General features: G+C 70.9%; 27 protein-coding genes. 5 read left to right on the top strand and 22 right to left on the bottom strand.

Features of this window, described 5'->3' with window-relative positions:
• Window positions 1-35: 35 nt before the first annotated feature.
• The 11 genes from lgt to hisI form a co-directional block, all read right to left on the bottom strand.
• On the bottom strand, window positions 36-1,025 hold the full coding sequence (lgt, locus tag OG734_RS36775) for a prolipoprotein diacylglyceryl transferase (protein ID WP_330291742.1): 990 nt from the start codon (window positions 1,023-1,025) through the stop codon (window positions 36-38).
• A gap of 136 nt (window positions 1,026-1,161) precedes the next feature.
• Window positions 1,162-1,938 carry a DsbA family protein gene (locus tag OG734_RS36770; RefSeq protein ID WP_330291741.1) on the bottom strand — a complete coding sequence of 259 codons (777 nt, stop codon included), beginning with the start codon at window positions 1,936-1,938 and terminating at the stop codon, window positions 1,162-1,164.
• A gap of 88 nt (window positions 1,939-2,026) precedes the next feature.
• Window positions 2,027-2,845, bottom strand: coding sequence for a tryptophan synthase subunit alpha (gene trpA, locus OG734_RS36765; protein ID WP_330291740.1), 819 nt, complete (start codon window positions 2,843-2,845; stop codon window positions 2,027-2,029).
• Window positions 2,842-4,128 carry a tryptophan synthase subunit beta gene (trpB, locus tag OG734_RS36760; protein ID WP_330291739.1) on the bottom strand — a complete coding sequence of 429 codons (1,287 nt, stop codon included), beginning with the start codon at window positions 4,126-4,128 and terminating at the stop codon, window positions 2,842-2,844. The genes trpA and trpB overlap by 4 nt, the downstream gene beginning before the upstream one ends.
• Window positions 4,129-4,361: 233 nt before the next feature.
• A complete protein-coding gene (gene trpM, locus OG734_RS48135; protein ID WP_371659256.1) occupies window positions 4,362-4,535 on the bottom strand; it encodes a tryptophan biosynthesis modulator TrpM in 174 nt (57 codons plus the stop codon).
• Between the two features lie 22 nt (window positions 4,536-4,557).
• The gene (trpC, locus tag OG734_RS36755; protein ID WP_330291738.1) at window positions 4,558-5,367 is read right to left on the bottom strand and encodes an indole-3-glycerol phosphate synthase TrpC; all 810 of its coding nucleotides are present in this window, start codon (window positions 5,365-5,367) and stop codon (window positions 4,558-4,560) included.
• A 165-nt stretch (window positions 5,368-5,532) separates the two neighbouring features.
• Entirely contained in the window at window positions 5,533-5,982 is a 450-nt protein-coding gene (locus tag OG734_RS36750; protein ID WP_330291737.1) for a DUF2752 domain-containing protein, read from the bottom strand.
• 94 nt (window positions 5,983-6,076) lie between these two features.
• Complete coding sequence (locus OG734_RS36745; protein WP_330291736.1) at window positions 6,077-6,331, bottom strand: HGxxPAAW family protein; 255 nt, start codon at window positions 6,329-6,331, stop codon at window positions 6,077-6,079.
• 222 nt (window positions 6,332-6,553) lie between these two features.
• On the bottom strand, window positions 6,554-7,201 hold the full coding sequence (locus tag OG734_RS36740) for a TIGR02234 family membrane protein (RefSeq protein ID WP_330291735.1): 648 nt from the start codon (window positions 7,199-7,201) through the stop codon (window positions 6,554-6,556).
• Between the two features lie 104 nt (window positions 7,202-7,305).
• Window positions 7,306-8,784: an anthranilate synthase component I gene (locus tag OG734_RS36735; RefSeq protein WP_330291734.1), complete on the bottom strand. Its 1,479-nt coding sequence runs from the start codon at window positions 8,782-8,784 to the stop codon at window positions 7,306-7,308.
• A gap of 11 nt (window positions 8,785-8,795) precedes the next feature.
• On the bottom strand, window positions 8,796-9,221 hold the full coding sequence (hisI, locus tag OG734_RS36730; protein WP_330291733.1) for a phosphoribosyl-AMP cyclohydrolase: 426 nt from the start codon (window positions 9,219-9,221) through the stop codon (window positions 8,796-8,798).
• Window positions 9,222-9,303: 82 nt separating this feature from the next.
• Between hisI and OG734_RS36725 the strand changes: the two genes are divergently transcribed.
• Complete coding sequence (locus tag OG734_RS36725) at window positions 9,304-9,939, top strand: TIGR03085 family metal-binding protein (RefSeq protein ID WP_330291732.1); 636 nt, start codon at window positions 9,304-9,306, stop codon at window positions 9,937-9,939.
• A gap of 110 nt (window positions 9,940-10,049) precedes the next feature.
• Here OG734_RS36725 and hisF read toward each other — a convergent pair whose 3' ends face one another.
• Genes hisF through hisD form a run of 8 tightly spaced genes read right to left on the bottom strand, consistent with a single transcriptional unit; the run spans window position 10,050 to window position 15,773 of the window.
• The gene (gene hisF / locus OG734_RS36720) at window positions 10,050-10,805 is read right to left on the bottom strand and encodes an imidazole glycerol phosphate synthase subunit HisF (protein ID WP_330291731.1); all 756 of its coding nucleotides are present in this window, start codon (window positions 10,803-10,805) and stop codon (window positions 10,050-10,052) included.
• Window positions 10,802-11,200, bottom strand: coding sequence for a RidA family protein (locus OG734_RS36715; protein WP_330291730.1), 399 nt, complete (start codon window positions 11,198-11,200; stop codon window positions 10,802-10,804). The genes hisF and OG734_RS36715 overlap by 4 nt, the downstream gene beginning before the upstream one ends.
• Window positions 11,197-11,928: a bifunctional 1-(5-phosphoribosyl)-5-((5-phosphoribosylamino)methylideneamino)imidazole-4-carboxamide isomerase/phosphoribosylanthranilate isomerase PriA gene (priA, locus tag OG734_RS36710; protein ID WP_330291729.1), complete on the bottom strand. Its 732-nt coding sequence runs from the start codon at window positions 11,926-11,928 to the stop codon at window positions 11,197-11,199. The genes OG734_RS36715 and priA overlap by 4 nt, the downstream gene beginning before the upstream one ends.
• Window positions 11,929-11,936: 8 nt before the next feature.
• The gene (hisH, locus tag OG734_RS36705) at window positions 11,937-12,587 is read right to left on the bottom strand and encodes an imidazole glycerol phosphate synthase subunit HisH (protein ID WP_443064983.1); all 651 of its coding nucleotides are present in this window, start codon (window positions 12,585-12,587) and stop codon (window positions 11,937-11,939) included.
• Window positions 12,584-12,748: a hypothetical protein gene (locus OG734_RS36700; RefSeq protein ID WP_203690639.1), complete on the bottom strand. Its 165-nt coding sequence runs from the start codon at window positions 12,746-12,748 to the stop codon at window positions 12,584-12,586. Before OG734_RS36700 ends, hisH begins: the two co-directional genes overlap by 4 nt.
• Window positions 12,749-12,751: 3 nt before the next feature.
• Window positions 12,752-13,345, bottom strand: coding sequence for an imidazoleglycerol-phosphate dehydratase HisB (gene hisB, locus OG734_RS36695; RefSeq protein WP_330291728.1), 594 nt, complete (start codon window positions 13,343-13,345; stop codon window positions 12,752-12,754).
• Window positions 13,342-14,454 (bottom strand): histidinol-phosphate transaminase, encoded by a 1,113-nt coding sequence (locus tag OG734_RS36690; protein WP_330291727.1) that lies wholly within the window; start codon window positions 14,452-14,454, stop codon window positions 13,342-13,344. The genes hisB and OG734_RS36690 overlap by 4 nt, the downstream gene beginning before the upstream one ends.
• Window positions 14,451-15,773, bottom strand: coding sequence for a histidinol dehydrogenase (hisD, locus tag OG734_RS36685; protein WP_330291726.1), 1,323 nt, complete (start codon window positions 15,771-15,773; stop codon window positions 14,451-14,453). The genes OG734_RS36690 and hisD overlap by 4 nt, the downstream gene beginning before the upstream one ends.
• A gap of 225 nt (window positions 15,774-15,998) precedes the next feature.
• Between hisD and OG734_RS36680 the strand changes: the two genes are divergently transcribed.
• The 4 genes from OG734_RS36680 (at window position 15,999) to ybaK (ending at window position 20,054) form a co-directional block, all read left to right on the top strand.
• A complete protein-coding gene (locus OG734_RS36680) occupies window positions 15,999-17,597 on the top strand; it encodes an oxidoreductase (RefSeq protein WP_330291725.1) in 1,599 nt (532 codons plus the stop codon).
• 98 nt (window positions 17,598-17,695) lie between these two features.
• Entirely contained in the window at window positions 17,696-18,772 is a 1,077-nt protein-coding gene (locus OG734_RS36675) for a hypothetical protein (RefSeq protein WP_330293924.1), read from the top strand.
• Window positions 18,773-18,783: 11 nt separating this feature from the next.
• Window positions 18,784-19,524 carry an LON peptidase substrate-binding domain-containing protein gene (locus OG734_RS36670; protein ID WP_330291724.1) on the top strand — a complete coding sequence of 247 codons (741 nt, stop codon included), beginning with the start codon at window positions 18,784-18,786 and terminating at the stop codon, window positions 19,522-19,524.
• Between the two features lie 11 nt (window positions 19,525-19,535).
• Complete coding sequence (gene ybaK / locus OG734_RS36665) at window positions 19,536-20,054, top strand: Cys-tRNA(Pro) deacylase (RefSeq protein WP_330291723.1); 519 nt, start codon at window positions 19,536-19,538, stop codon at window positions 20,052-20,054.
• 91 nt (window positions 20,055-20,145) lie between these two features.
• Here ybaK and OG734_RS36660 read toward each other — a convergent pair whose 3' ends face one another.
• From OG734_RS36660 to OG734_RS36650, 3 genes are all read right to left on the bottom strand, one after another.
• On the bottom strand, window positions 20,146-20,859 hold the full coding sequence (locus tag OG734_RS36660) for a hypothetical protein (RefSeq protein WP_330291722.1): 714 nt from the start codon (window positions 20,857-20,859) through the stop codon (window positions 20,146-20,148).
• A 34-nt stretch (window positions 20,860-20,893) separates the two neighbouring features.
• The gene (locus OG734_RS36655; RefSeq protein WP_330291721.1) at window positions 20,894-21,721 is read right to left on the bottom strand and encodes an ABC transporter permease; all 828 of its coding nucleotides are present in this window, start codon (window positions 21,719-21,721) and stop codon (window positions 20,894-20,896) included.
• 103 nt (window positions 21,722-21,824) lie between these two features.
• Window positions 21,825-22,796, bottom strand: coding sequence for an ABC transporter ATP-binding protein (locus tag OG734_RS36650; protein ID WP_330293923.1), 972 nt, complete (start codon window positions 22,794-22,796; stop codon window positions 21,825-21,827).
• Between the last annotated feature and the right edge of the window lie 90 nt (window positions 22,797-22,886).

The following is a 22,886-nucleotide window of genomic DNA, read 5'->3' as shown; positions in this document are numbered from 1 at the left end:
CCTCCGGGGCGCCCTCGTCGTCGTACGGCCGACACTCAACTCTTCGTGGTCGGCTCCGCCTCAGCCTTGTCCTCTGTCTTGTCCTCGGCCGTGTTCTTGTCCTCGGAGTCGGCCTTGCCGTCGGTATCGCTCCCGGCCTCGGCCTTCACCTCCGACTCCGTATCGCCTTCGGTGCCGTCTTCCGATGCCGCCGAACCGTCGGGGACGTCCGCACCCGGCTCGACGACTTCCTCCCGGCCCGGCCGCTTCTTCGCCGAGAGCACGAAGTAGACCACCGCGAGGATGAACACGAAGATCGCGGTCCAGTTGTTCAGCCGCATGCCCAGGATGTGATGGGCGTCGTCGACGCGCAGGTACTCGATCCAGAAGCGGCCTACGCAGTAGGTCGCGACGTACAGCGCGAACGCCCGTCCGTGCCCCAGCGTGAAGCGGCGGTCCGCCCAGATGACCAGCAGCGCGACACCGACACACCACAGGGACTCGTACAGGAACGTCGGGTGGTAGTAGCCCGGGACCCGGCCGTCGGTCGAGGAGGTGATGTGCAGCGCCCAGGGGACGGTGGTCTCCCGCCCGTACAGCTCCTGGTTGAACCAGTTGCCCCACCGCCCGCACGCCTGCGCGAGGGCGATACCGGGGGCGAGAGCGTCGGCCCACGCGGGCAGCGGGATTCCGCGGCGGCGACAGCCGATCCACGCGCCCAGCCCGCCGAGGGCGATCGCGCCCCAGATACCGAGGCCACCCTCCCAGATCTTGAAGGCGTCCACCCAGTCGCGGCCCTCGCTGAAGTACAGCTCGTAGTCCGTGATCACGTGGTAGAGGCGGCCACCGACCAGACCGAAGGGCACGGCCCAGACCGCGATGTCGGCCACCGTGCCGGGTCGGCCACCGCGGGCGAGCCAGCGCTTGTTGCCGAGCCAGACCGCGACGAAGACACCGATGATGATGCAGAACGCGTAGCCGCGCAGCGGAATGGGTCCAAGGTGCAGCACCCCGCGCGACGGACTGGGAATGTAGGCGATTTCCATGGCAGTCCCGACGCTACCTTGACGGACGCGGCGGATGTGAGCCGCCCCGGGCAACGGCTCCATAACGGGCGGCGCCTCCGGTTCCGCTCACGACAGTGAACCGGAGGCACCCTGGAAGCCCTGGAACACCCGGGCCCTATGCTTTGTCGGCGGCCTCGACCAGCTGTTTCAGCTTCGCCGGAGTCATCGTCCGGTCCTGGTAGATGTTCTTCCCGTTGAGCAGCACGGTCGGCGTGCCGCCGAAGCCGCCGCTCTGGAAGGCCTGGTTCGACTTCACCACCCAGCTGTTGTGCGTGCCGTTTTCGACACACGTCCGGAACGTGGGTGTGTCGAGTCCGTCGACCTTCGCCGCCAGTTCGATGAGCTTGCTGTCCTTCGCGAAGGCGTCGTCGGCCTCCTGCGGCTGGTTCTCGTACAGCACGTCGTGGTAGGCGGTGAACCTGCCGGTGTCCTGGGCGCAGGCGGCGGCGTTGGCCGCGTGCCGGGAACCGCTGCCACCCATGTTGCCGTCGATGATCGTCGCCAGGTGGTACTGCACCTTCAGCTTGCCCGCGGCCGTCAACTCATGAATGGCCGAGCGGTAGTTGGTCTCGAACGACTGGCAGGCCGGACAACGGAAGTCCTCCCACACCGTGAGCGTCGACTTGGCGCTCTCCTCGCCCACGGGGATCGCGAGACTGTCCTTGCCCTGCGCGCCCGAGGGGGCCACCACCGAACCGGCGGTGTCGCTCTTGCTGTCCTTGCCGGAGTTCGCGGCGACGACGCCGATCACCGCCGCAAGTCCCAGCACGCAGACGACACTGGCGCCCACGATCAACGCCCGCCGCCGCTTCTCCGCGGACTTCTGTTTCTCACGCTCGACCGCCAGCCGCTCGCGGGCGGTGCGCTTTCCGTCACGATTCTTCTCGCTCACACCCGCAGAACGAACCGGGGAGACGCATTGCGTCTCCCCGGCCCCAGGTCCACCCGTTCGGGCTACCTGTGCGAAATGTCCCGCCTGTTTACGCCGTGCCGCGCACGCCCTTCGCGAGGTCGGCGGCGAGTTCCCGCACGGCCTCGACACCGGCCGCGTGGTCCGGCGCGTCGAGCATCCGCTTGACGAAGGCCGAGCCGACGATCACCCCGTCGGCGAAGCCGGCGACCTCGGCGGCCTGGGCGGCGTTGGAGACCCCGAGCCCCACACAGACGGGCAGGTCGGTGCCGGCGCCGCGAGTGCGCCGAACCAGGTCCTCCGCCTGCGCGCCGACCGACGCCCGGGTCCCCGTGACGCCCATGAGAGAGGCGGCGTACACGAACCCGCTGCCCGCCGCCGTGATCTCGGCGAGCCGCGCGTCCCTGCTGCTGGGCGCGACGACGAACACGGTGGCGAGGCCGTGCTTCTCCGCGTGCTCCCTCCACAGCGCCGACTCCTGCACGGGCAGGTCGGGCAGGATGCACCCGGCGCCGCCCGCTGCCGCGAGCTCGGCGGTGAACCGTTCGACGCCGTAGCGGTCGATCGGGTTCCAGTACGTCATGACGAGCACCGGCTTCCCGGTGGCCTCGTACGCCTCCCGGACCGTGCGCATCACGTCCGCGATCTTGACGCCGCCGCGCAGGGCGATGTCGTCGGCGGTCTGGATGACGGGCCCGTCGAGCACCGGATCGCTGTGCGGCAGCCCGACCTCGACGATGTCGGCGCCGCCGTCGAACACGGCCTTGATGGCGTCGATCCCGCCGTCGACGGTCGGGAACCCGGCGGGGAGGTACGCGATGAGCGCGGACCGGCCCTCGGCCTTGGCACCGGCGAGAGTGTCGCCCAACAGCTGGATGTTGCCGCTCACTTGGCGTCCCCCTCGATCTCGGCGATCTCGCTGTCCGCGTCGGCCGCGACAGAGGCATCGGTGTCGTACAGGTTGAAATACCGGGCGGCGGTGTCCATGTCCTTGTCGCCGCGCCCGGAGAGGTTGATGACGATCAGCCCGTCCTTGCCCAGCTCCTTGCCGACCTCCAGCGCCCCGGCCAGCGCGTGCGCGCTCTCGATGGCCGGAATGATGCCCTCGGTACGGGACAGCAGGCGCAGCGCCTGCATGGCGGCGTCGTCGGTGACCGCGCGGTACTCGGCGCGACCGGTGTCCTTGAGGTAGGAGTGCTCGGGCCCGATGCCCGGGTAGTCGAGTCCGGCGGAGATGGAGTAGGGCTCCGTGATCTGCCCCTCCTCGTCCTGCAGGACGTACGACCGTGAGCCGTGCAGGATGCCGGGCTCACCGGCGGTGAGGGTGGCGGCGTGCTCGCCGGTCTCGACACCGTGGCCGGCGGGCTCGCACCCGATGAGCCGGACGTCGGCGTCGGGGATGAAGGCGTGGAAGAGACCGATGGCGTTGGACCCGCCGCCGACACAGGCGACGGCGGCGTCGGGCAGCCGCCCGGCCTGCTCCAGGAGCTGCCTCCGGGCCTCGACGCCGATCACCCGATGGAAGTCACGCACCATGGCCGGGAAGGGATGAGGCCCGGCCACGGTCCCGAACAGGTAGTGCGTCCGGTCGACGTTGGCGACCCAGTCGCGGAACGCCTCGTTGATCGCGTCCTTCAACGTACGGCTGCCGGACTTCACGGCGATGACCTCGGCACCGAGCATGCGCATCCGGGCGACGTTGAGGGCCTGGCGCTGGGTGTCGATCTCACCCATGTAGATGGTGCACTCGAGCCCGAACAGGGCACAGGCGGTCGCGGTGGCGACCCCGTGCTGACCGGCACCGGTCTCGGCGATGACGCGGGTCTTGCCCATCCTCTTGGTGAGGAGGGCCTGCCCGAGCACGTTGTTGATCTTGTGGGACCCGGTGTGGTTCAGGTCCTCCCGCTTGAGGAAGACGCGGGCGCCACCGGCGTGCTCGGCGAACCGGCGGACCTCGGTGAGGGAACTGGGCCGCCCGGTGTAGTGGACGAGCAGATCGTCGAGCTCACGGGCGAACTCCGGGTCGGACTTCGCCTTGTCGTACTCGACGGCGACCTCGTCCACAGCGGCGACGAGCGCCTCCGGGATGAACTTGCCGCCAAAGGCACCGAAGTACCCGTCGACGTTGGGTACTTGACCCTCAGGGTCAGGAATGAAGAACTCACTGGACATACGGCTACCTCGCAGGGGCGAAGCCCCGGGGTCGATCGGACAAGGGTCACGTCTGTGGCGTGCAGCGCGACGAGGGGCCGACAGGGGGTGCCATGGAAGCTCCGCCTGCCCAGAACGCGCCCTCTAGGGGCGCGGGGAACTGCGCGACCAGCCACAACGGGCCCGCAGCCAAAGAACTACCCCTCGCGAAGCGCTCAGCGCAGGGCGCAGCCCAGATCAGACGAGCCGCATCCCTAGCGCCAAGCCCCGCAGGGCCATCGCATGCCGTTGACCTGTCCCGGCTCGTCCCCGATGACATATCGAACCCGCCGCCCATGCACGCGCCGCGCGGGCGCGCGGCAGCCGCGGGGTCGGCAGCCGCGCGCGAGGCGGGCGTACCGGTCCATGGGTGTCAGGGTGAGTGTCATCGAGGGCAACTCTAGCGGGAGATCAGCCGCGGCCGTGCCGCAGCGCGGGATGCTCCCCGGCGGCCACCAGGTCGGACACCGCGGACTTGGGATCGCGGCCGGTGACCAGGGACTCGCCCACCAGCACCGCGTCGGCGCCCGCGTTGGCGTACGCGATCAGATCGTGCGGGCCACGGACACCGGACTCGGCGATCTTGACGATGCTGTCGGGGATCTCGGGAGCGACCCGCTCGAACGTGGAGCGGTCGACCTCCAGGGTCTTCAGGTCGCGCGCGTTGACACCGATGATCCGGGCTCCCGCGTCCACCGCCCGCTCGACCTCGTCCTCGTCGTGCACCTCGACGATCGGGGTGAGCCCGATGGACTCGGCGCGCTCGATGAGGGACTCCAGGGCGGGCTGGTCGAGGGCCGCGACGATCAGCAGGACCAGATCGGCCCCGTACGCCCGCGCCTCCCACAGCTGGTACGACGTGACGATGAAGTCCTTGCGCAGCACCGGGATGTCCACCCGGGCGCGCACCGCCTCCAGGTCCGCCAGCGAGCCGCCGAAGCGGCGCTGTTCGGTGAGGACGGAGATGACCGCCGCGCCGCCCGCCTCGTAGTCCGCCGCGAGGCCGGCCGGGTCGGCGATCGCCGACAGCGCGCCCTTGGACGGGCTGGACCGCTTGACCTCGCAGATGACCTTGACGCCGTCGCCGCGCAGTGCGGCGATCCCGTCCTTGGCGGCGGGAGCCTTCGCCGCGCGCTCCTTGAGCTCGTCGAGGCTGACGCGCGCCTGCCGCTCCGCGAGGTCGGCACGGACTCCGTCGATGATCTCGTCGAGCACACTCACGCGAGCGGCCCCCTTCCAGACGGTAGGCGGTTGACTGTTCAAACCATTCACAGCGTGGAAGCTGCACAAACTGTCAAAGCTGGTCACTCCGATGGTATCCGGAGGAGGGCACGCCCCTCACATCCGGTTGACACCGGTCCCACTACCTGGACATCCACCATTTGATCAAGGGTGAAGCCAGCCACCGAACGGCAGGTTCCGGACAACCGTGAAGACCAGCAGCAACGCTCCAAGACTCCACAGCTGCACCGGCCCGAGGTCGATCCGCATCGGCCGCCCGCGCACCGCGCGGACCACCCATACGGCCCACAGGGCGGCGAAGGCCACGTATCCCGCCACGGCGAGCGCGTTGGCCCCGAGGGCCGTAACCCAGTCCCCGTGCACGAAGGCGTAGGCGCTGCGCAGACCGCCGCAGCCGGGGCAGTACACGCCAGTCAGCCGCAGGAGCGGGCACACGGGGTAGTGGCCGGGTTCGTTGGGGTCGACCGTCCCGACGTAGGCGAAGGCCCCGACGACGGCCGCGAGCACCCCGGCGGGCACGGCCACCCGTCCCACGACGGCACCGGCGCCCGACGACACGCCCTGCTGAGCCCGCTCGGTGTTCACCCCACGCATTCTGCCCCCTGCGGGGCGTGCACGCGCGAGGGGCGGCCCCGGCGCTTTCGCCGGGGCCGCCCCTGCCAGTCTGAAAACCGGTCCCCTACGGGGTTCAGCTCTCGGCACCCGCCGGTTCGCCCGCGACCTTGTGACCCTGGCGGCCCTGGGTGGTCGGCTTCTGCTTGCCGAGGCCCATCGCGGCCATGATCCAGCCGACGACACCGCCGAGGACCACGATCACCATGCCGGCCCAGAAGCCCAGCGGCTCGGCCATCACCATGAAGGCGCCCGATACGCAGAAACCGATGATGGCGATGGTGACGCCGGTCCAGGCGGCCAAAGTGTGACCGTGGCTAGTGCCCGCCATGACTTGCTCCTCGTTGCTGAGTTGCTGGTTGTTGAATACAGGACGTGGCGAGCCGGAAGCTCGTCGTCCATCAGTTCCTCGATTGTCCCGCACGCGCGCGTGCGGGGGACCCCGGGGGTCAACCCAGCGAGTCCCTCCGCAATGCAGGCCTGGTGAAGTCAGATGCGGCTGTACCACGCCCCGAGGGCCCGCAGAAACCGCACCGCCCTTCCAGCGGAGCGCCTACGCCCCCGTCGGGTCCTCGCCCCGGTCCAGGGCCTTCCAGATCTCCTCGGGCCGGTCGGGGTCGACGGCTCTCGCCCGGGGGCGCGGACGCGGGGTGCCACCGCGCTCGTAGCGGCCGGACATGGTGGGCCACAGCCTGCCGTAGCGCAGGGCGAGGAGTCCAGCGAGGAGGATCAGCGCACCGCCGACGGCGGCCGCGTACGGCCAGGGGGTGTGGCTGAGGGTGTTCACGGTGGCCGCGGTGTCGCCGGTGGCCTGCGCGGCCTTCTCGTCGAGCGCGGAGCTGTCGGAGGCGCCGAGAACGGCCGCGGCGACCGTACCCGCGCCGGACAGCGCGAGCAGTCCGGCGACCAGGAGGCGGCCGGAGCGGCGGACGGCGAAGACGGCGACGAGCGCGGCGAGGCCCACTATGGCGAGGGCCGCGGGCACGCCCGTGACGTCACTGCCCCTGGCGGTCAGCGGGAAGGCGCCGCCGGCCACGGTCGCGGTGCCCTCCGACCAGCGCTGGCGGGTGGCGAGCAGCGCGACGGCCGCGCCGAGCGCACCGGCCAGCAGGGCGACGGCAAGGCTGAGCCGGCCGGCCCGGCCGGGAAGGGGGGCTTCGGAACGTGCGGAAGGTACGGGTACGGCTGTCACGTACCCCACTATCGCCCCAACCCCGGGTGAACCGGCACCCGGGGCTCACGTGAGAAGCGCCCCATTCGGACACTCATGGGCAGGAAATGGCCAGAACGCGGCCAGGAAACCGCCTACTGGCCGAGCCGGTTCGCCGTGTGGACCGCGCGCAGGACCGCCGCCGCCTTGTTGCGGCACTCGTTGTCCTCCGCGACCGGGTCGGAGTCCGCGACGACGCCGGCGCCCGCCTGGACGTAGGCCGTGCCGTCCCGCAGGAGGGCCGTGCGGATGGCGATGGCGGTGTCGGAGTCGCCGGCGAAGTCGAGATAGCCGACGGCGCCGCCGTACAGCCCCCGCCTGGACGGCTCCAGTTCGTCGATGATCTGCATCGCGCGCGGCTTGGGCGCTCCGGAGAGCGTGCCGGCCGGGAAGCAGGCCGTCAGGACGTCGAAGGCCGTGCGGCCGGGTGCCACGCGGCCGGTGACGGTCGAGACGATGTGCATGACGTGCGAGTACCGCTCGACGGACATGAAGTCGACGACCTCGACGGAGCCTGGCTCGCAGACCCGGCCGAGGTCGTTGCGCCCGAGGTCGACGAGCATGAGGTGCTCGGCGCGCTCCTTGGGGTCGGCGAGCAGTTCCTCGGCCAGTGCCTGGTCCTCCTGCGGGGTCGCCCCGCGATGCCGGGTGCCCGCGATGGGGTGCACCATCGCACGCCCGTCCTCGACCTTGACGAGGGCCTCGGGGGACGATCCGACGACGTCGAACCCGTCGAAGCGGAACAGGTACATGTACGGGGACGGGTTGGTGGCGCGCAGGACCCGGTAGACGTCCAACGCGCTTGCCGTGCACGGTGTTTCGAAGCGCTGGGAGGGGACCACCTGGAAGGCCTCCCCGGCCCGGATGCGCTCCTTGATGTCCTCGACGGCCACCTGGTAGTCGGGGCCGCCCCACAGGGCCGTGTACTCGGGGAGTTCGGAGGGCGGGAGCTGGGCGGGCGGCTGGGAGACCGCGCGCGAGAGGTCGGCCTGCATGGCGTCGAGGCGGGCCACGGCGTCGGCGTAGGCCTCGTCGACGCCCGTGTCGAGGTCGTTGTGGTTGATCGCGTTGGCGATCAGCAGGACCGAGCCCTCCCAGTGGTCCATGACGGCCAGGTCGCTGGTGAGCAGCATGGTCAGCTCGGGCAGCTTGAGGTCGTCGCGCTCGCCGGGGCCGATCTTCTCCAGGCGGCGCACGATGTCGTATCCGAGGTAGCCGACCATGCCGCCGGTGAAGGGCGGCAGGCCCTCCTGGTGGGGGGTGTGGAGGGTCTCGATGGTGGCGCGCAGGGCGGCGAGCGGGTCACCCTCGACGGGCACGCCGACGGGCGGGGTTCCGAGCCAGTGGGCCTGGCCGTCGCGGGCCGTGAGGGTGGCGCTGGAGCGGACGCCGACGAAGGAGTAGCGGGACCAGGAGAGACCGTTCTCGGCGGACTCCAGCAGGAAGGTGCCGGGGCGTTCGGCGGCGAGCTTGCGGTAGAGCGCCACCGGGGTGTCGCCGTCGGCGAGGAGCTTGCGGGTGACGGGGATGACGCGCCGGTCGGTGGCCAGCTTGCGGAAGGTCTCGAGGTCCATGGCGGCTGACCTTACTGACCCTGTGGGAGTACGCCGGAATCGGCGTCCTCGAACGACACGTCGAGCAGGACGTCGGCGTCGAAGCAGGTCCGCGCGCCGGTGTGGCAGGCGGCGCCCACCTGGTCGACCTTGACGAGCACGGTGTCGGCGTCGCAGTCGAGGGCGACGGACTTGACGTGCTGGAAGTGGCCGGAGGTGTCGCCCTTGACCCAGTACTCCTGGCGGCTGCGCGACCAGTAGGTGCAGCGGCCGGTGGTCAGGGTGCGGTGCAGCGCCTCGTCGTCCATCCAGCCGAGCATGAGCACCTCACCGGTGTCGTACTGCTGGGCGACGGCGGGGACGAGCCCGTCGGGGCCGCGCTTGAGGCGCGCGGCGATCTCCGGGGCCAGGGGGCTGGGGCCGCCGGTCCTGCTGGGCGGGGGCGTGCTGCTGGTCATGGGGCCATTGTGCCGCGCCACACTGACAGCCCTGCGGGATGTCCATTGGGCGGACCGTGCGGGCGGTCGTAGGCTTGCTGGCATGTCTACCTACGCGAAGCGTGAACGACTTCTTCTCGCCGACCTGTTGGAGACCGAGGGTCCCGACGCCCCGACGCTGTGCGAGGGCTGGCGGGGCCGTGATCTCGCCGCTCACGTGGTGGTGCGCGAGCGCCGCCCGGACGCCGCCGGCGGTCTGCTGATCAAGCAGCTCGGCTCCCGTCTTGAGCGGGTGATGGCGGAGTTCGCCGACAAGCCGTACGAGGAGCTGATCCAGCTGATCCGTACCGGCCCGCCGCGCTTCTCGCCGTTCTCGCTGAAGCAGGTCGACGAGGCGTCGAACACGGTCGAGTTCTACGTCCACACGGAGGACGTACGCCGGGCGCGGCCCGACTGGACGCCCCGCGAACTGGACCCGGTCTTCCAGGACGCCCTGTGGTCCCGTCTGGAGCGCACCGCCCGTCTGACGGGCCGCGGTGCGGCGACGGGCCTGGTGCTGCGCCGTCCGGACGGCCAGACGGCAGTCGCCCACCGCGGCACTCCGGTGGTCACGGTGACCGGCGAGCCGTCCGAGCTGCTGCTGTTCGCATACGGCCGGCAGAACGCCGCCGACGTGGAGCTGGAAGGCGACAAGGACGCGATCGCAAAGCTGCACGAGTCGAAGCAGCTGGGCATCTGAGGAGGGCGCGGAAACGCGCCCCCGACAGGGGCGCGGGGCTGTATCCGATCTGCGGCTCCGCCGCGGGGCGCGCCCAGCCCCCACCGGGCCCGCGGCCTAAGAACCGCGTGTCAGCGAACAGGATGCCCAGCCGCGCGCAGCGCCCCCTTCACCTGCCCGATCCGCAGATCCCCGAAGTGGAAGACGGACGCCGCCAGGACGGCGTCCGCGCCCGCCGCGACGGCCGGCGCGAAGTCGGCCAGCCGCCCCGCTCCCCCGCTGGCGATCAGCGGCACGCGCACGTGCTTGCGTACGGCCTCGATCATCTCGATGTCGTAGCCGTCCTTGGTGCCGTCCGCGTCCATCGAGTTGAGCAGGATCTCGCCGGCGCCCAGTTCGGCGGCCTGGTGGGCCCATTCGACGGCATCGATGCCGGTACCGCGTCGGCCGCCGTGGGTGGTGACCTCGAAGGAGCCCGATTCGGTGCGGCGGGCGTCCACGGACAGCACCAGCACCTGTCGGCCGAACCGCTCGGCGATCTCGCGGATGAGCTCCGGACGCGCGATGGCGGCCGTGTTGACGCCGACCTTGTCGGCGCCGGCGCGCAGCAGCTTGTCGACGTCCTCGGCCGCGCGCACCCCGCCGCCCACGGTGAGCGGGATGAACACCTGCTCGGCGGTGCGCCGGACCACGTCGTAGGTGGTCTCGCGGTTGCCCGACGAGGCGGTGATGTCCAGGAACGTCAGTTCGTCTGCGCCCTCGGCGTCGTACACCTTGGCCATCTCGACGGGGTCGCCCGCGTCGCGCAGGTTCTGGAAGTTGACACCCTTGACGACCCGGCCGTTGTCCACGTCCAGGCAGGGGATGACTCGTACGGCAAGGGTCATGCTGTGGACACCCCTCGGAACGCTTCCACCTCGACCTCGACGACCAGACTGGGGTCCACGAGGCCGGCGACGATGATCATGGATGCGGCGGGCCGGACGGCGTCGAACAGCTCCTTGTGAGCGCGCCCGACGTCGTCCACGTCCCGCGCGTGGGTGATGTACATGCGCGTGCGCACGACATCGCCGCGCCCGAGACCCAGTTGCTCCAGCGCCGCGAACGCGACGTTGAAGGCGTTGACCGTCTGCTCGTACGGGCCGCCGCCGGCGATCTGGCCGTCCACTATCGACGTGCAGCCGGAGACCAGCACCAAGCCGTTCGGCAGTTCCACCGCGCGGGAGTACCCGAAGGTGTCCTCCCAGGGCGCACCGGTCGTGACACGCCGTACGTCGCTCACTTGGCCACCGCCTCCAAGGCCTCTTCCAGGGTGAACGCCTTCGCGTACAGGGCCTTCCCGACGATGGAGCCCTCGACACCGAGTGGCACCAGCTCGGCGATGGCCCGCAGGTCGTCCAGGGACGAGACGCCGCCGGAGGCGACGACGGGCCGGTCGGTCGCCGCGCAGACGTTCCTGAGCAGCTCCAGGTTCGGGCCCTGGAGCGTGCCGTCCTTGGCGATGTCGGTCACGACATACCGTGCGCAGCCCTCGGAGTTGAGGCGCTCCAGCGTCTCGTAGAGGTCGCCGCCGTCCCGGGTCCAGCCGCGTCCGCGGAGTGTGGTTCCTCGTACGTCCAGGCCGACCGCGATCTTGTCGCCGTGCTCGGCGATGACCTTGGCGACCCACTCCGGGGTCTCCAGGGCGGCCGTGCCGAGATTCACCCGGGTGCAGCCGGTGGCGAGGGCCGCGGCCAGCGTGTCGTCGTCGCGGATGCCGCCGGACAGCTCCACCTTGATGTCCATCGCCCCGGCGACCTCGGCGATCAGCTTGCGGTTGTCGCCGGTGCCGAACGCCGCGTCCAGGTCGACCAGGTGCAGCCATTCGGCACCGGAGCGCTGCCAGGCGAGGGCGGCCTCCAGGGGGGAGCCGTACGAGGTCTCCGTACCGGACTCGCCGTGCACGAGGCGGACTGCCTGGCCGTCTCGGACGTCGACGGCGGGGAGGAGTTCGAGCTTCACGGAAGGCATCGAGGGCATCAGAGGGTTCCGATCCAGTTGTTCAGCAGCTGCGCTCCGGCATCGCCGGACTTCTCGGGGTGGAACTGGGTGGCCCACAGGGCGCCGTTCTCGACGGCCGCCACAAAGGGCTTGCCGTGCGTCGACCAGGTGACCTTGGGGGCTCGCATCACCGGGTTCGTGGTCTCCAGGGACCAGTCGTGGACGGCGTACGAGTGGACGAAGTAGAAGCGCGCCTCGGCGTCCAGGCCCGCGAAGAGCTGGGAGTCCGCGGGGGCCTCGACGGTGTTCCAGCCCATGTGGGGCACGATGTCGGCCTGCAGCGGCTCGACCGAGCCGGGCCACTCGTCGAGGCCCTCGGTCTCGACGCCGTGCTCGATACCGCGCGCGAAGAGGATCTGCATGCCCACGCAGATGCCCATCACGGGTCGCCCGCCGGACAGCCGGCGTCCGACGATCCAGTCGCCGCGCGCCTCCTTGAGGCCCTGCATACAGGCGGCGAAGGCGCCGACGCCCGGCACCAGCAGCCCGTCCGCGTTCATGGCCGTGTCGAAGTCACGCGTTATCTCGACGTCGGCGCCCGCGCGCGCGAGAGCGCGTTCGGCGGACCTCACGTTTCCGAAGCCGTAGTCGAAGACGACGACCTTCTTGGACGCTTTGGACGCGCTCAATTCCAGACCTCCAGCCTCATGACTCCGGCGACCAGACACATCGCGGCGCCTATCGAGAGCAGCACGATGAGGCTCATCGGCATCTTCTGCTTGACGAAGGAGTAGATCCCGCCGAGCAGGAAGAGTCCGACGACGATCAGGATGGTGGAGAGGCCGCTCATGGCTTACAGGGCGCCCTTCGTGGAGGGGAGGATGCCCGCCGCGCGCGGGTCACGCTCGGAGGCGTAGCGCAGCGCCCTCGCGAGGGCCTTGAACTGGCACTCCACGATGTGGTGCGCGTTGCGCCCGTAGGGCACGTGCACGTGCAGCGCGATCTGGGCCTGGGCGACGAAGGACTCCAGGATGTGCCGGGTCATCGTGGTGTCGTACTCGCCGATCATCGGCGCCATCTTCTCGGGCTCGGTGTGCACGAGGTAGGGGCGGCCGGACAGGTCGACGGTGACCTGGGCGAGGGACTCGTCCAGCGGGACCGTGCAGTTCCCGAAGCGGTAGATCCCCACCTTGTCGCCGAGGGCCTGCTTGAAGGCGGCGCCGAGGGCGAGGGCGCTGTCCTCGATGGTGTGGTGCGAGTCGATGTGCAGGTCGCCCTCGGTCTTCACGGTCAGGTCGAACAGACCGTGCCGGCCGAGCTGGTCGAGCATGTGGTCGTAGAAGCCGACGCCCGTCGACACCTCGACCTTGCCGGTGCCGTCGAGATCGATCTCGACGAGGACCGATGTCTCCTTGGTGGTGCGCTCCACGCGTCCGACGCGGCTCATGACTCTTCCTGCGCTTTCTTCAGTTCACGTACCGCGTCGAGGAACGCGTCGTTTTCGGCGGGAGTTCCGGCGGAGACCCGCAGCCACCCCGGTACGCCGTTGTCCCGTACCAGGACGCCCTGGTCGAGGATCTTCTGCCAGGCCGTGTGGGAGTCCGCGAAGGTGCCGAACTGCACGAAGTTGGCGTCCGACTCGGTGACGTCGAACCCGATGGCACGCAGTTCGGCGACCAGCCGGTCCCGCTCGGCCTTCAGCTGCTCGACGTACTTCAGCAGCGTCTCGGTGTACTCCAGGGCGGCCAGAGCGGTCGCCTGCGTCACGGCCGACAGGTGGTAGGGCAGTCGTACGAGCTGCACGGCGTCGACTACGGCCGGGTGCGCGGCGAGGTAGCCGAGGCGCAGGCCCGCCGCCCCGAACGCCTTCGACATCGTCCGCGAGACGACGAGATTCGGCCGTCCTTCGATCAGCGGCAGCAGTGAGTCGCCGTGGCTGAACTCGATGTACGCCTCGTCGACGACCACCATCGAGGGCCCTGCGGCCTGAGCGGCCTCGTACAGGGCGAGGACCGTCTCGCGCGGGACCGCGTTCCCTGTGGGGTTGTTGGGGGTGGTGACGAAGACGACGTCGGGCCGGTGCTCGGCGATGGCCTTCTCGGCCGCCGCGAGATCGATCGTGAAGTCCTCGTTGCGGGGACCGGAGATCCAACCGGTGCCCGTCCCGCGCGCGATGAGCCCGTGCATCGAGTACGACGGCTCGAAGCCGATCGCGGTACGGCCGGGCCCGCCGAAGGTCTGGAGCAGCTGCTGGATGACCTCGTTGGAGCCGTTGGCAGCCCAGACGTTGGCGAGGCCGACCTCGTGCCCGGAGGTGTCCGTCAGGTACCTGGCGAGCTGCGTGCGCAGCTCCACGGCTTCCCGGTCGGGGTAACGGTTGAGGTTCCGGGCCGCCTCGCGCACCCGCTCGGCGATCCGCTCGACGAGCGGTTCGGGCAGCGGGTAGGGGTTCTCGTTGGTGTTCAGCCGCACGGGGACGTCGAGTTGGGGCGCGCCGTACGGCGACTTGCCGCGCAGCTCGTCCCGTACGGGAAGATCGTCGATTCCGAAGTTCACTTGCTCTCAGGCACCTTCCACCCGAACCTTGCCTTGACCGCCGCGCCATGTGCGGGCAGGTCCTCCGCCTCCGCCAGCGTCACCACGTGCTGCGCCACGTCGGCCAGCGCGTCCCGCGTGTAGTCGACGATGTGGATGCCGCGCAGGAAGGACTGGACGGACAGGCCTGAGGAGTGGCAGGCGCAGCCGCCGGTCGGCAGGACGTGGTTGGAGCCGGCCGCGTAGTCGCCGAGCGAGACCGGTGACCAGGGCCCGACGAAGATCGCGCCGGCGTTACGCACCCGGTCGGCCACGGCCGCCGCGTCCGCGGTCTGGATCTCCAGGTGCTCGGCGCCGTACGCGTCGACGACCCGCAGCCCCTCCTCGACGCCGTCGACGACGACGATCGCGGACTGCCGGCCGGCCAGCGCCGGGGCGATGCGGTCCTCGATGTGCTTGGTGGCCGCGACCTGCGGTTCCAGCTCCTTCTCGACCGCGTCCGCGAGCGCCACGGAGTCCGTGACGAGGACGGCGGCGGCCAGCGGGTCGTGCTCGGCCTGGCTGATCAGGTCGGCGGCGACGTGCACCGGGTCGGCGGTGTCGTCGGCGAGGATCGCGATCTCGGTCGGGCCGGCCTCGGTGTCGATGCCGATCTTGCCCGCGAAGTACCGCTTGGCGGCGGCGACCCAGATGTTGCCGGGGCCGGTCACCATGTTGGCGGGCGCGCAGGACTCGGTGCCGTACGCGAACATCGCGACGGCGGTGGCGCCACCGGCCGCGTACACCTCGTCGACGCCGAGGAGCGCGCAGGCGGCGAGGATGGTCGGGTGCGGCAACCCGTCGAACTCGGCCTGGGCGGGGGAAGCGAGGGCGATGGACTCGACGCCCGCTTCCTGCGCGGGCACGACATTCATGATCACGGAGGACGGGTACACGGACCGGCCGCCGGGCGCGTAGAGCCCGACCCGGTCCACGGGCACCCACTTCTCGGTGACCGAGCCGCCGGGCACGACCTGGGTCGTGTGGGTCGTACGGCGCTGCTCGCGGTGGACGAGACGCGTGCGCCGGATGGACTCCTCCAGGGCCGCGCGGACGGCCGGGTCGAGCTGCTCCAGCGCGTCGGCGAGGGCCTGGACGGGCACGCGTACCGATTCCAGCCGGACGCCGTCGAACTTCTCGGCGAAGTCGATCAGCGCCGCGTCGCCCCGATGATGCACGGCCTCGCAGATCGGACGCACCTTCTCCAGGGCCGCCGAGACGTCGAAGTCCGCTCGGGGCAGCAGGTCGCGCAGGGCGGGTCCCTCAGGGAGGGCGTCGCCGCGCAGATCGATTCGAGCCATCGAGAAATGTTGCAGCACGGGGTCAATTCTCTCAGACGTCGATCGGGCGTTGTTCGCGCGTATCAGTGGCTGATACAGAGCGTTGCGAATCGCTCCTCGGGGCCTGCACGGGAACTTGGAAGATCACTGTCGCGTCTTGAGTTCAGAGGGTTACTGAGCGGGCAGAACGGTTGTACTAACCCTGTTGGTAACACCTGGTGACACGGGGAGGAGTGGGAAAACGTCGTGACAGAGGGTGCCGGCATCCGTACGGGGGACTCGCAGACCACGGGGGAACCGCCGGACGATCTGAGCGCCGCCGAGGTCGGCATGTGGCAGGCCTTCCGCAACGGCAGCGTGTACGACCTGAGCAGCGGCGACACCGTCGTCGACGATCCGCACGGCGGCCATCCCTGGGGCGCCGACCGGACCGTACGGGCCCGCATCGTGTGCTGGCTGCTCCTCGACGGCCCGCCCGCGCTCGCGGGGCGCGTGTCGTCCCTCAAGCTGACCGGCGTGCAGATCAGCGGCACGCTGGATCTGGCGGGCGGCACGGTCGAGCCGTACGTCGAGCTGAAGGGCTGCCGGTTCGAGAAGGAGATCCTGCTGCCGGAGGCCCGCTTCACGACCGTACGGCTGGTGGACTGCTCGGTGCCGAGGCTGGAGGCGGCCCGGGTGCACACCGAGGGCGATCTGCACCTCCCCCGCTGCCGCTTCCACAACGGCGTACGCCTCACCGACGCGCACATCGGTACGGATCTGCTGCTCAACCAGGCCGTCGTCTACCGGGACCGGCGCGGACGCTCGCTGGTCGGGGACGGCATGAACGTCGGCCAGGACCTCCAGGCGGAGATGCTGGAATCACACGGCGAGCTGAGCCTGCGCGGTGCGACGATCGGTGTCTCGCTGAGCCTGCGCGGCAGCCGGCTCACCAACCCCTACGGGAGACTCGCGCTCAACGCCCCCCAGCTGACCGTGGGCCGCACGCTGTATCTGACCCCCGCGGGCGTCTGGAACCCGATCCTGACCAGTGGCACGACCCCCGCGCGCGGGACGCGTATCCAGCGCTTCGAGTGCGAGGGCGGGATCCGGCTGGACGACGGCCGGTTCGGCGACGCCGTCGACCTCGAACGCGCCCGTCTCACCTTCACCGACGACCAGGAACTGTCGCTGCGCCGGGTGCAGACGCCCGAACTGCGCTTCCTCGGGGAGCGGCCGGAGCGCGGCAAGGTGGTGCTGTCGGGGGCCAAGGTCGTCAACCTCATGGACCGGGCGGGCAGTTGGCCAGGGCCGGGCAACCTGCACATGGGCGGCTTCGGGTACGAGAACCTCGTACCGCAGGGGCCGTTCCCGCCGGCGGAGCGGCTGGCGTGGGTGGCGGCGGCGACCGCCGAGTACAGCCCGGAGCCGTACGAGCGGCTGGCCACCGTGCTGCGCAACGGCGGTGAGGACGAGGACGCGCGCGAGGTGCTGCTCGCCAAGCAGCGCCGGCGCCGCGAGACCCTGCCGCCGGCGGCGAAGCTGTGGGGGTACGTGCAGGACTGGACGGTCGCCTACGGGTACCGGCCCGGCCGGGCCGCCGTGTGGATGGCGGTGCTGTGGGCGGCGAGTTCGGTGGCGTTCGCGCACGCGAGCCATCCACCGCTGAAAAGCGGGGAGCACCCGCCGTGGAACCCCTCTCTCTTCGCCCTCGACCTGCTTCTCCCGGTGATCGATCTGGGCCAGGTCGGGTTCTGGCAGCTGCGCGGCGGCTGGCAGTGGCTGGCCGCCGCGATCATCATGCTGGGCTGGGTCCTGGCGACGACGGTGGCGGCGGGGGCGACCCGGACGCTGCGCAGAAGCTGAGCAGGGTTCACTTTTCTTCACCATCCCCTCACCTCGGACCGTACAACTAAAAATAGGGTGCGCATTTGGTCTGGCGCGGCCCCGACCTGCGCCTTTCAATGGTCGACACCATGGCTTCGCTGCGTGCGTTCCTCCGTGCCACCAGGACGGAACGGAACACTCCGCCGTCTCCACTCCTCGCCACCGCCGGACTGCCCGCCGACGACGAGGTACTGCTCGACGCGCCCGACGCCCGGCTCGGCCCCGCCCTGGTCGCGGCAGGCCGGGGCGAGTACGGGCCCGCCGCCGATCTGCTGGCCGCCACCCGCGCCACGACCGACTGGGAGAACCGCGACCGGTACGTGGTCCGGCTGGCCGCGTTCGCGCACGCCCGCGCCGAGTGGTTCACGTCCTGGCGTGCCGCCGCCCCGCACGACCCGGACGCGCTGCTGGTGGCGGCCGAACTGGCCGTGGTGCACGCCTGGGAGTCCCCCGCCCGGGCCGAACTCCTGCTGCAGACGGGCCCGTTGGTCGAGGCGGCCGCGGCGGGCGACCCGCGGGACCCGGTGCCCTGGCGCATCGCACTGGACCGGGCTCGGGGCAGCGACGCGGACCACGGCGAGTTCGAGAGGCTCTGGGGCGAGGCCGTACGCCGCTCCCCGCACCACTACGGCTGCCATGTGGCGGCGCTCCAGTACCTGTCCACGGGCTCCTTCCGGTCCTCGGGCGGACGCGGCTCGCACCGCGAGTGCTTCGACTTCGCCGAGCGGGCCGCGCAGGACGCCCTGCCCGGCTCGCTCGTCCAGACGCTGCCCCTGCACGCGGCCTTCGCCTACCTGACCGAGGGCGACGGCGGACCGGTGGTGGACCGGTACCGCCTGGACGCGGCGGCGGACACGGCCATCGCGCTGTCGGCGACTCACCCGGCGGCGGACCCGTGGCCGGCCGAGCTGCGCAACCTGCTCACATACGTCCTGATCGCGCTCGACCGCTGGCAGGACGCACTCCTCCAACTGCGCCTGACCGGCCCGTACACCACATCCTTCCCCTGGGACCGGTTCTCGGACGACCCCCTCGGCAGGTTCCTCGAAGCCCGCGAGGAGATCCACCGGAACGCACCCGCCGCCCGCTGCGCGGCCTGCGCCGGTCATCCACGGAGTGAGCACGGCGGACGCGCCCACCCCGGCGACCATTAGGCTTTCCCGTCGTGACCATCGTCCGGCTGCCCCTCTTCCCGCTCAACTCGGTGCTGTTCCCGGGACTCGTCCTCCCGCTGAACATCTTCGAGGAGCGATATCGCGCCATGATGCGCGAACTTCTGAAGACCCCCGAGGACGAACCACGCCGGTTCGCCGTCGTGACGATCCGCGACGGCCACGAGGTGGCACCCAGCGCGCAGGGCCTGCCCGACCAGACGGCGACGCCCGAACGCGGGCCCACCGCGGGCTTCGGCGACGACCCGGTCAAGGCGTTCCACTCCGTGGGGTGCGTGGCCGACGCAGCGACGATCAGGGAACGCGCGGACGGCACGTTCGAGGTTCTGGCCACCGGTACGACCCGGGCGCGGCTGGTGTCGGTGGACGCGTCGGGCCCGTTCCTGACGGCGGAACTGGAGGAGCTGGAGGAATCCCCCGGCGACGAGGCGGGCGCGCTGGCAGAAGGCGTCCTGAGAGCCTTCCGCCAGTACCAGAAACGCCTGGCGGGCGCGCGGGAACGCTCCCTGTCGACGGGCGCCGACCTCCCCGACGAACCGTCGGTGGTGTCGTACCTGGTGGCGGCGGCGATGATGCTGGACACCCCGTCGAAGCAGCGCCTGCTCCAGGCCCCGGACACGTCGTCCCGTCTCCGCGAGGAACTGAAACTCCTGCGTACGGAGACGGCGATCATCCGCAATCTCCCGTCGCTGCCCGCGGCGGAACTGACACGCGCCCCGACAAGCCTCAACTGAGGGGAGCAGCAATGGCGAAGAAGCAGAAGCAGCAGCAGTCGGGCGGAACACCGGCGACGGTGGCACTGACGGCGGCGGGCGTCACGTACAAGGTGCACGCGTACGAACACGACCCCGCGCATCCCTCGTACGGCGAGGAGGCCGCCGAGGCGATGGGGGTGTCGCCGGAGCGCGTCTTCAAGACCCTGGTGGCGGACGTCGACGGGGTGCTGACGGTCGCGGTGGTCCCCGTGGCGGGCCAGCTGGACCTGAAGGCGCTGGCGACGGCGGTGTCGGGCAAACGAGCGTCAATGGCGGACCCCACCCTGGCGGAACGCACGACGGGCTATGTAAGGGGTGGCATCTCCCCCCTGGGCCAGCGCAAGAAGCTCCGGACGGTCCTGGACACATCGGCGGACGCCCACCCCACGATCTGCGTCTCGGCGGGCCGGCGAGGCCTGGAGGTCGAACTGTCCCCCGACGACCTCACCACCCTCACCCAGGCGACAAGGGCCCCGATCTCCCGCACTTCCAGCCCGTCCGGCGTTTGAGGACAAGGCCCGTTCAGGGCCGACAGCGGGGGTCTGGGGGCGCAGCCCCCAGGGATGGGACGGGTAGGGGCGGCGGGGGCGAAAAACCCACCTACGCCGGCGGCACCGCTTCCGGATCCCGAGGCCCGAACAACCCCGTCAACCCCAGATGCACCACCATCGCCGCCACGGACCACACCAGCAACGCCCCCTTCGCCCCCAGCTTCAACGGCGCCGAGAACGTAACCCCCCGACCCGCATCCTTCGCATGGGCGATCACATCCTGCGCGGGCCCGAGCCACACCCCCAGCCGCCACGCCAGCACCGACCCGAGCACCCCCCCGACCGTCAGCGCGACCACCAGCGGCACCCCCCCGCGCCGCCGCACCAGGAACGCCCCCAGCGCACTCACCGCGCCCAGCGCCAACGCCAGCAGAGTGAACGTTCCGTCGACCCCGATCGCCTGCTCGCCCTCGCTGTCCTTGACGTACACGACCCAGCGGTTCTCGACGATGTCCCCGACCAACGGCACGCTCGGGGCCAGCCACCACCACAGCAGACCGAGCAGCACTCCACCGAGCGCCACCGCCACCGTGACGACGGCGGCCTCCCGCAGTTCGGTCTTCATCCCGGGGCCGTCCTGTCCGTACGCCGGTGCGAACCCGCTTCCCCCGGACGGCTCCGGCCAGAACTGGCGGGGCCGGCCGTCCGGAGCCTGCTGGAGCGAGGGCTGCTGCTGCAGGGGCTGCTGCGGCTGCGAGGCATCCTCACGTTCACGCGAGGGCTCTTGATGCGGCGGCGGAGGGGGAGTCAGCGGTGCGGTCACACTGCCATCGTGCCAGGCCCGTCTGTGCGGCGCGTCACCGGACGGCCGCCCGACGGTACGCCCAGGTCGCGACGGCCAGCGAGACCACCCCGACCCCCGCGCACACGGCGAGGTCACCGAACACGAAGGCCCAGTCGGGATCCGGCCCGAAGGTCCGGGCGAAGGCCTCCACGCCGTACGTCGAAGGCAGCAGATCCCGCGCGAACCGCACCACCCCCGGCATCCGCTCCGCCGGCAGCACCCCCAGCAGCAGCGCCGCCGACATTCCCAACTGCCCGAGCAGCGTGGCCAGTTCCGGCCGCGGTGCGAGCAGTCCGAACGCGGCGCCGAGCCCGGCGAGCGCGGCCCCCGCGAGCGGGATCACCAGGGCGAGCACCCACAGATGCGTCAGCGGCAACCCGTACAGCAGGCACCCGAACACCGCCGTGACCACGGTCCCCGGCACGGTGAAGGAGGCGTACGCCCCCGCCGCCCCCAGCACCACGGACGCGGGCGGCACCGGCAGCGTGGCGTAGTGGTCGAGCCCGCCGCTGGCCCGCAACTGCCCGAAGTACTGAGCGAGCAGATTCAACGCGACAAAAGCCACAACAAGCACGGACGCCCCGGCCACCACGGCCCGAGCCTCCCCGCCCCCGTCCACGACCCCCCGCATCAGGATCATGATCCCGACGGACTGGAAGGTCGCCACGAACAGCAGCGGAATCCGCGCGACGCGGGCCCGGGACAGCTGCGCCCGGTACACCGCGACCAGCGCGGGCCACAGCCGCGCACGCGGCCCGAGCTCGGCGCTCGCGCGGCGCGCGGGCGTCTCCTCCACGGCCAGGGCGCTGCCCGGCAGCACCTCGGCGGGTACGAAACTCACGTCGAGCTGCTCCTCTTCGTCCCGGTCATGACAGCCGCCCTCTCCCCCACCAGCGCCCGCACACCCACCCGTACGGATCCGAAGCCGCCCACGCTCATGCAGCTCACGCCTTCACCAGCCCCTGCACATTCCCCCCGAGCGCCAGATACACGTCCTCCAGGCTCGGCGTGGCCAGTGTGAAGTCGTCCAGCGCGGTGAACGCGGCCCCGCCGGTGACCGTGGCGACAGCCGCGCGGGCCTCCTCGGGCGCCAGCCGCAACGTCCACCTGCGCCCCGACTCGACGGCCCGGTCCCGCAGCGCGGCGACCTCGGGGACATGCAGCGGCGCCGACTCCCGCCACACGAGATCGACGCGCACTTCCCCCGCGACCTGCTCCTTCAGTCCGGCCGGGGTGTCGCACGCGATCACGCGCCCCCGGTCGAGAACAGCCACCCGGTCGAGAACCGTCTCCGCCTCGATCACGTTGTGCGTGACCAGCAGCACCGTCGTACCGCGCTCGGCGCGCCGCCGGTCGACCGCCGACCACACGGCCCGGCGCGCCACCGGATCCATCCCGGTCGTCGGCTCGTCGAGGACGAGCAGCGGCCGTTCCCCGACCAGCGCGGTGGCGAAGCATGCGAGCCGCCGCTGCCCACCGGACAGCTTGCGGATGGGACGGGCGGCCAGTGCTGTGAGCCCCAGTTCCTCCAGGACCTCGTCCCGTTCCGCGCGCGCCTGCCGTACCTCCAGGCCGCGCAGTCGCGCGGTGGTCTCGACGGCGAGCGAGACGGTCAGTTCGTCGAGGGCGCTGGACTCCTGGCCGAGATAGGCGAGGATGCGCGCCGCCCGCTCGGGGTGGCGCACGACGTCGTGGCCCAGGATCTCGACGCTGCCCCGGTCGGGGCGCATCAGCCCGGTGATCTGCCGGACGAGGGTCGACTTGCCGGCGCCGTTCGGCCCGAGCAGGCCGAAGATCTCACCGCGTCGGACGTCCAGCTCCACGGCGTCGGTGGCCCGCACCTCGGGTGTTCCGGGGGCGCCGCGCCGGCCGCGTACCGCGGAATAGGTCTTGGTGAGATCGCGCACCGCGCACACGACATCGTCACCGTGTCGGGCTGCGTGTGCCGTGCTCGTACTCACGAAGGACGAGAGTACGGGGTGCCCGACTCCGCCTGAAATCCAACC

It is taken from the genome of Streptomyces sp. NBC_00576 (assembly GCF_036345175.1).
Lineage (GTDB): Bacteria > Actinomycetota > Actinomycetes > Streptomycetales > Streptomycetaceae > Streptomyces.
This window is presented reverse-complemented; position numbering and strand designations above follow the sequence as displayed.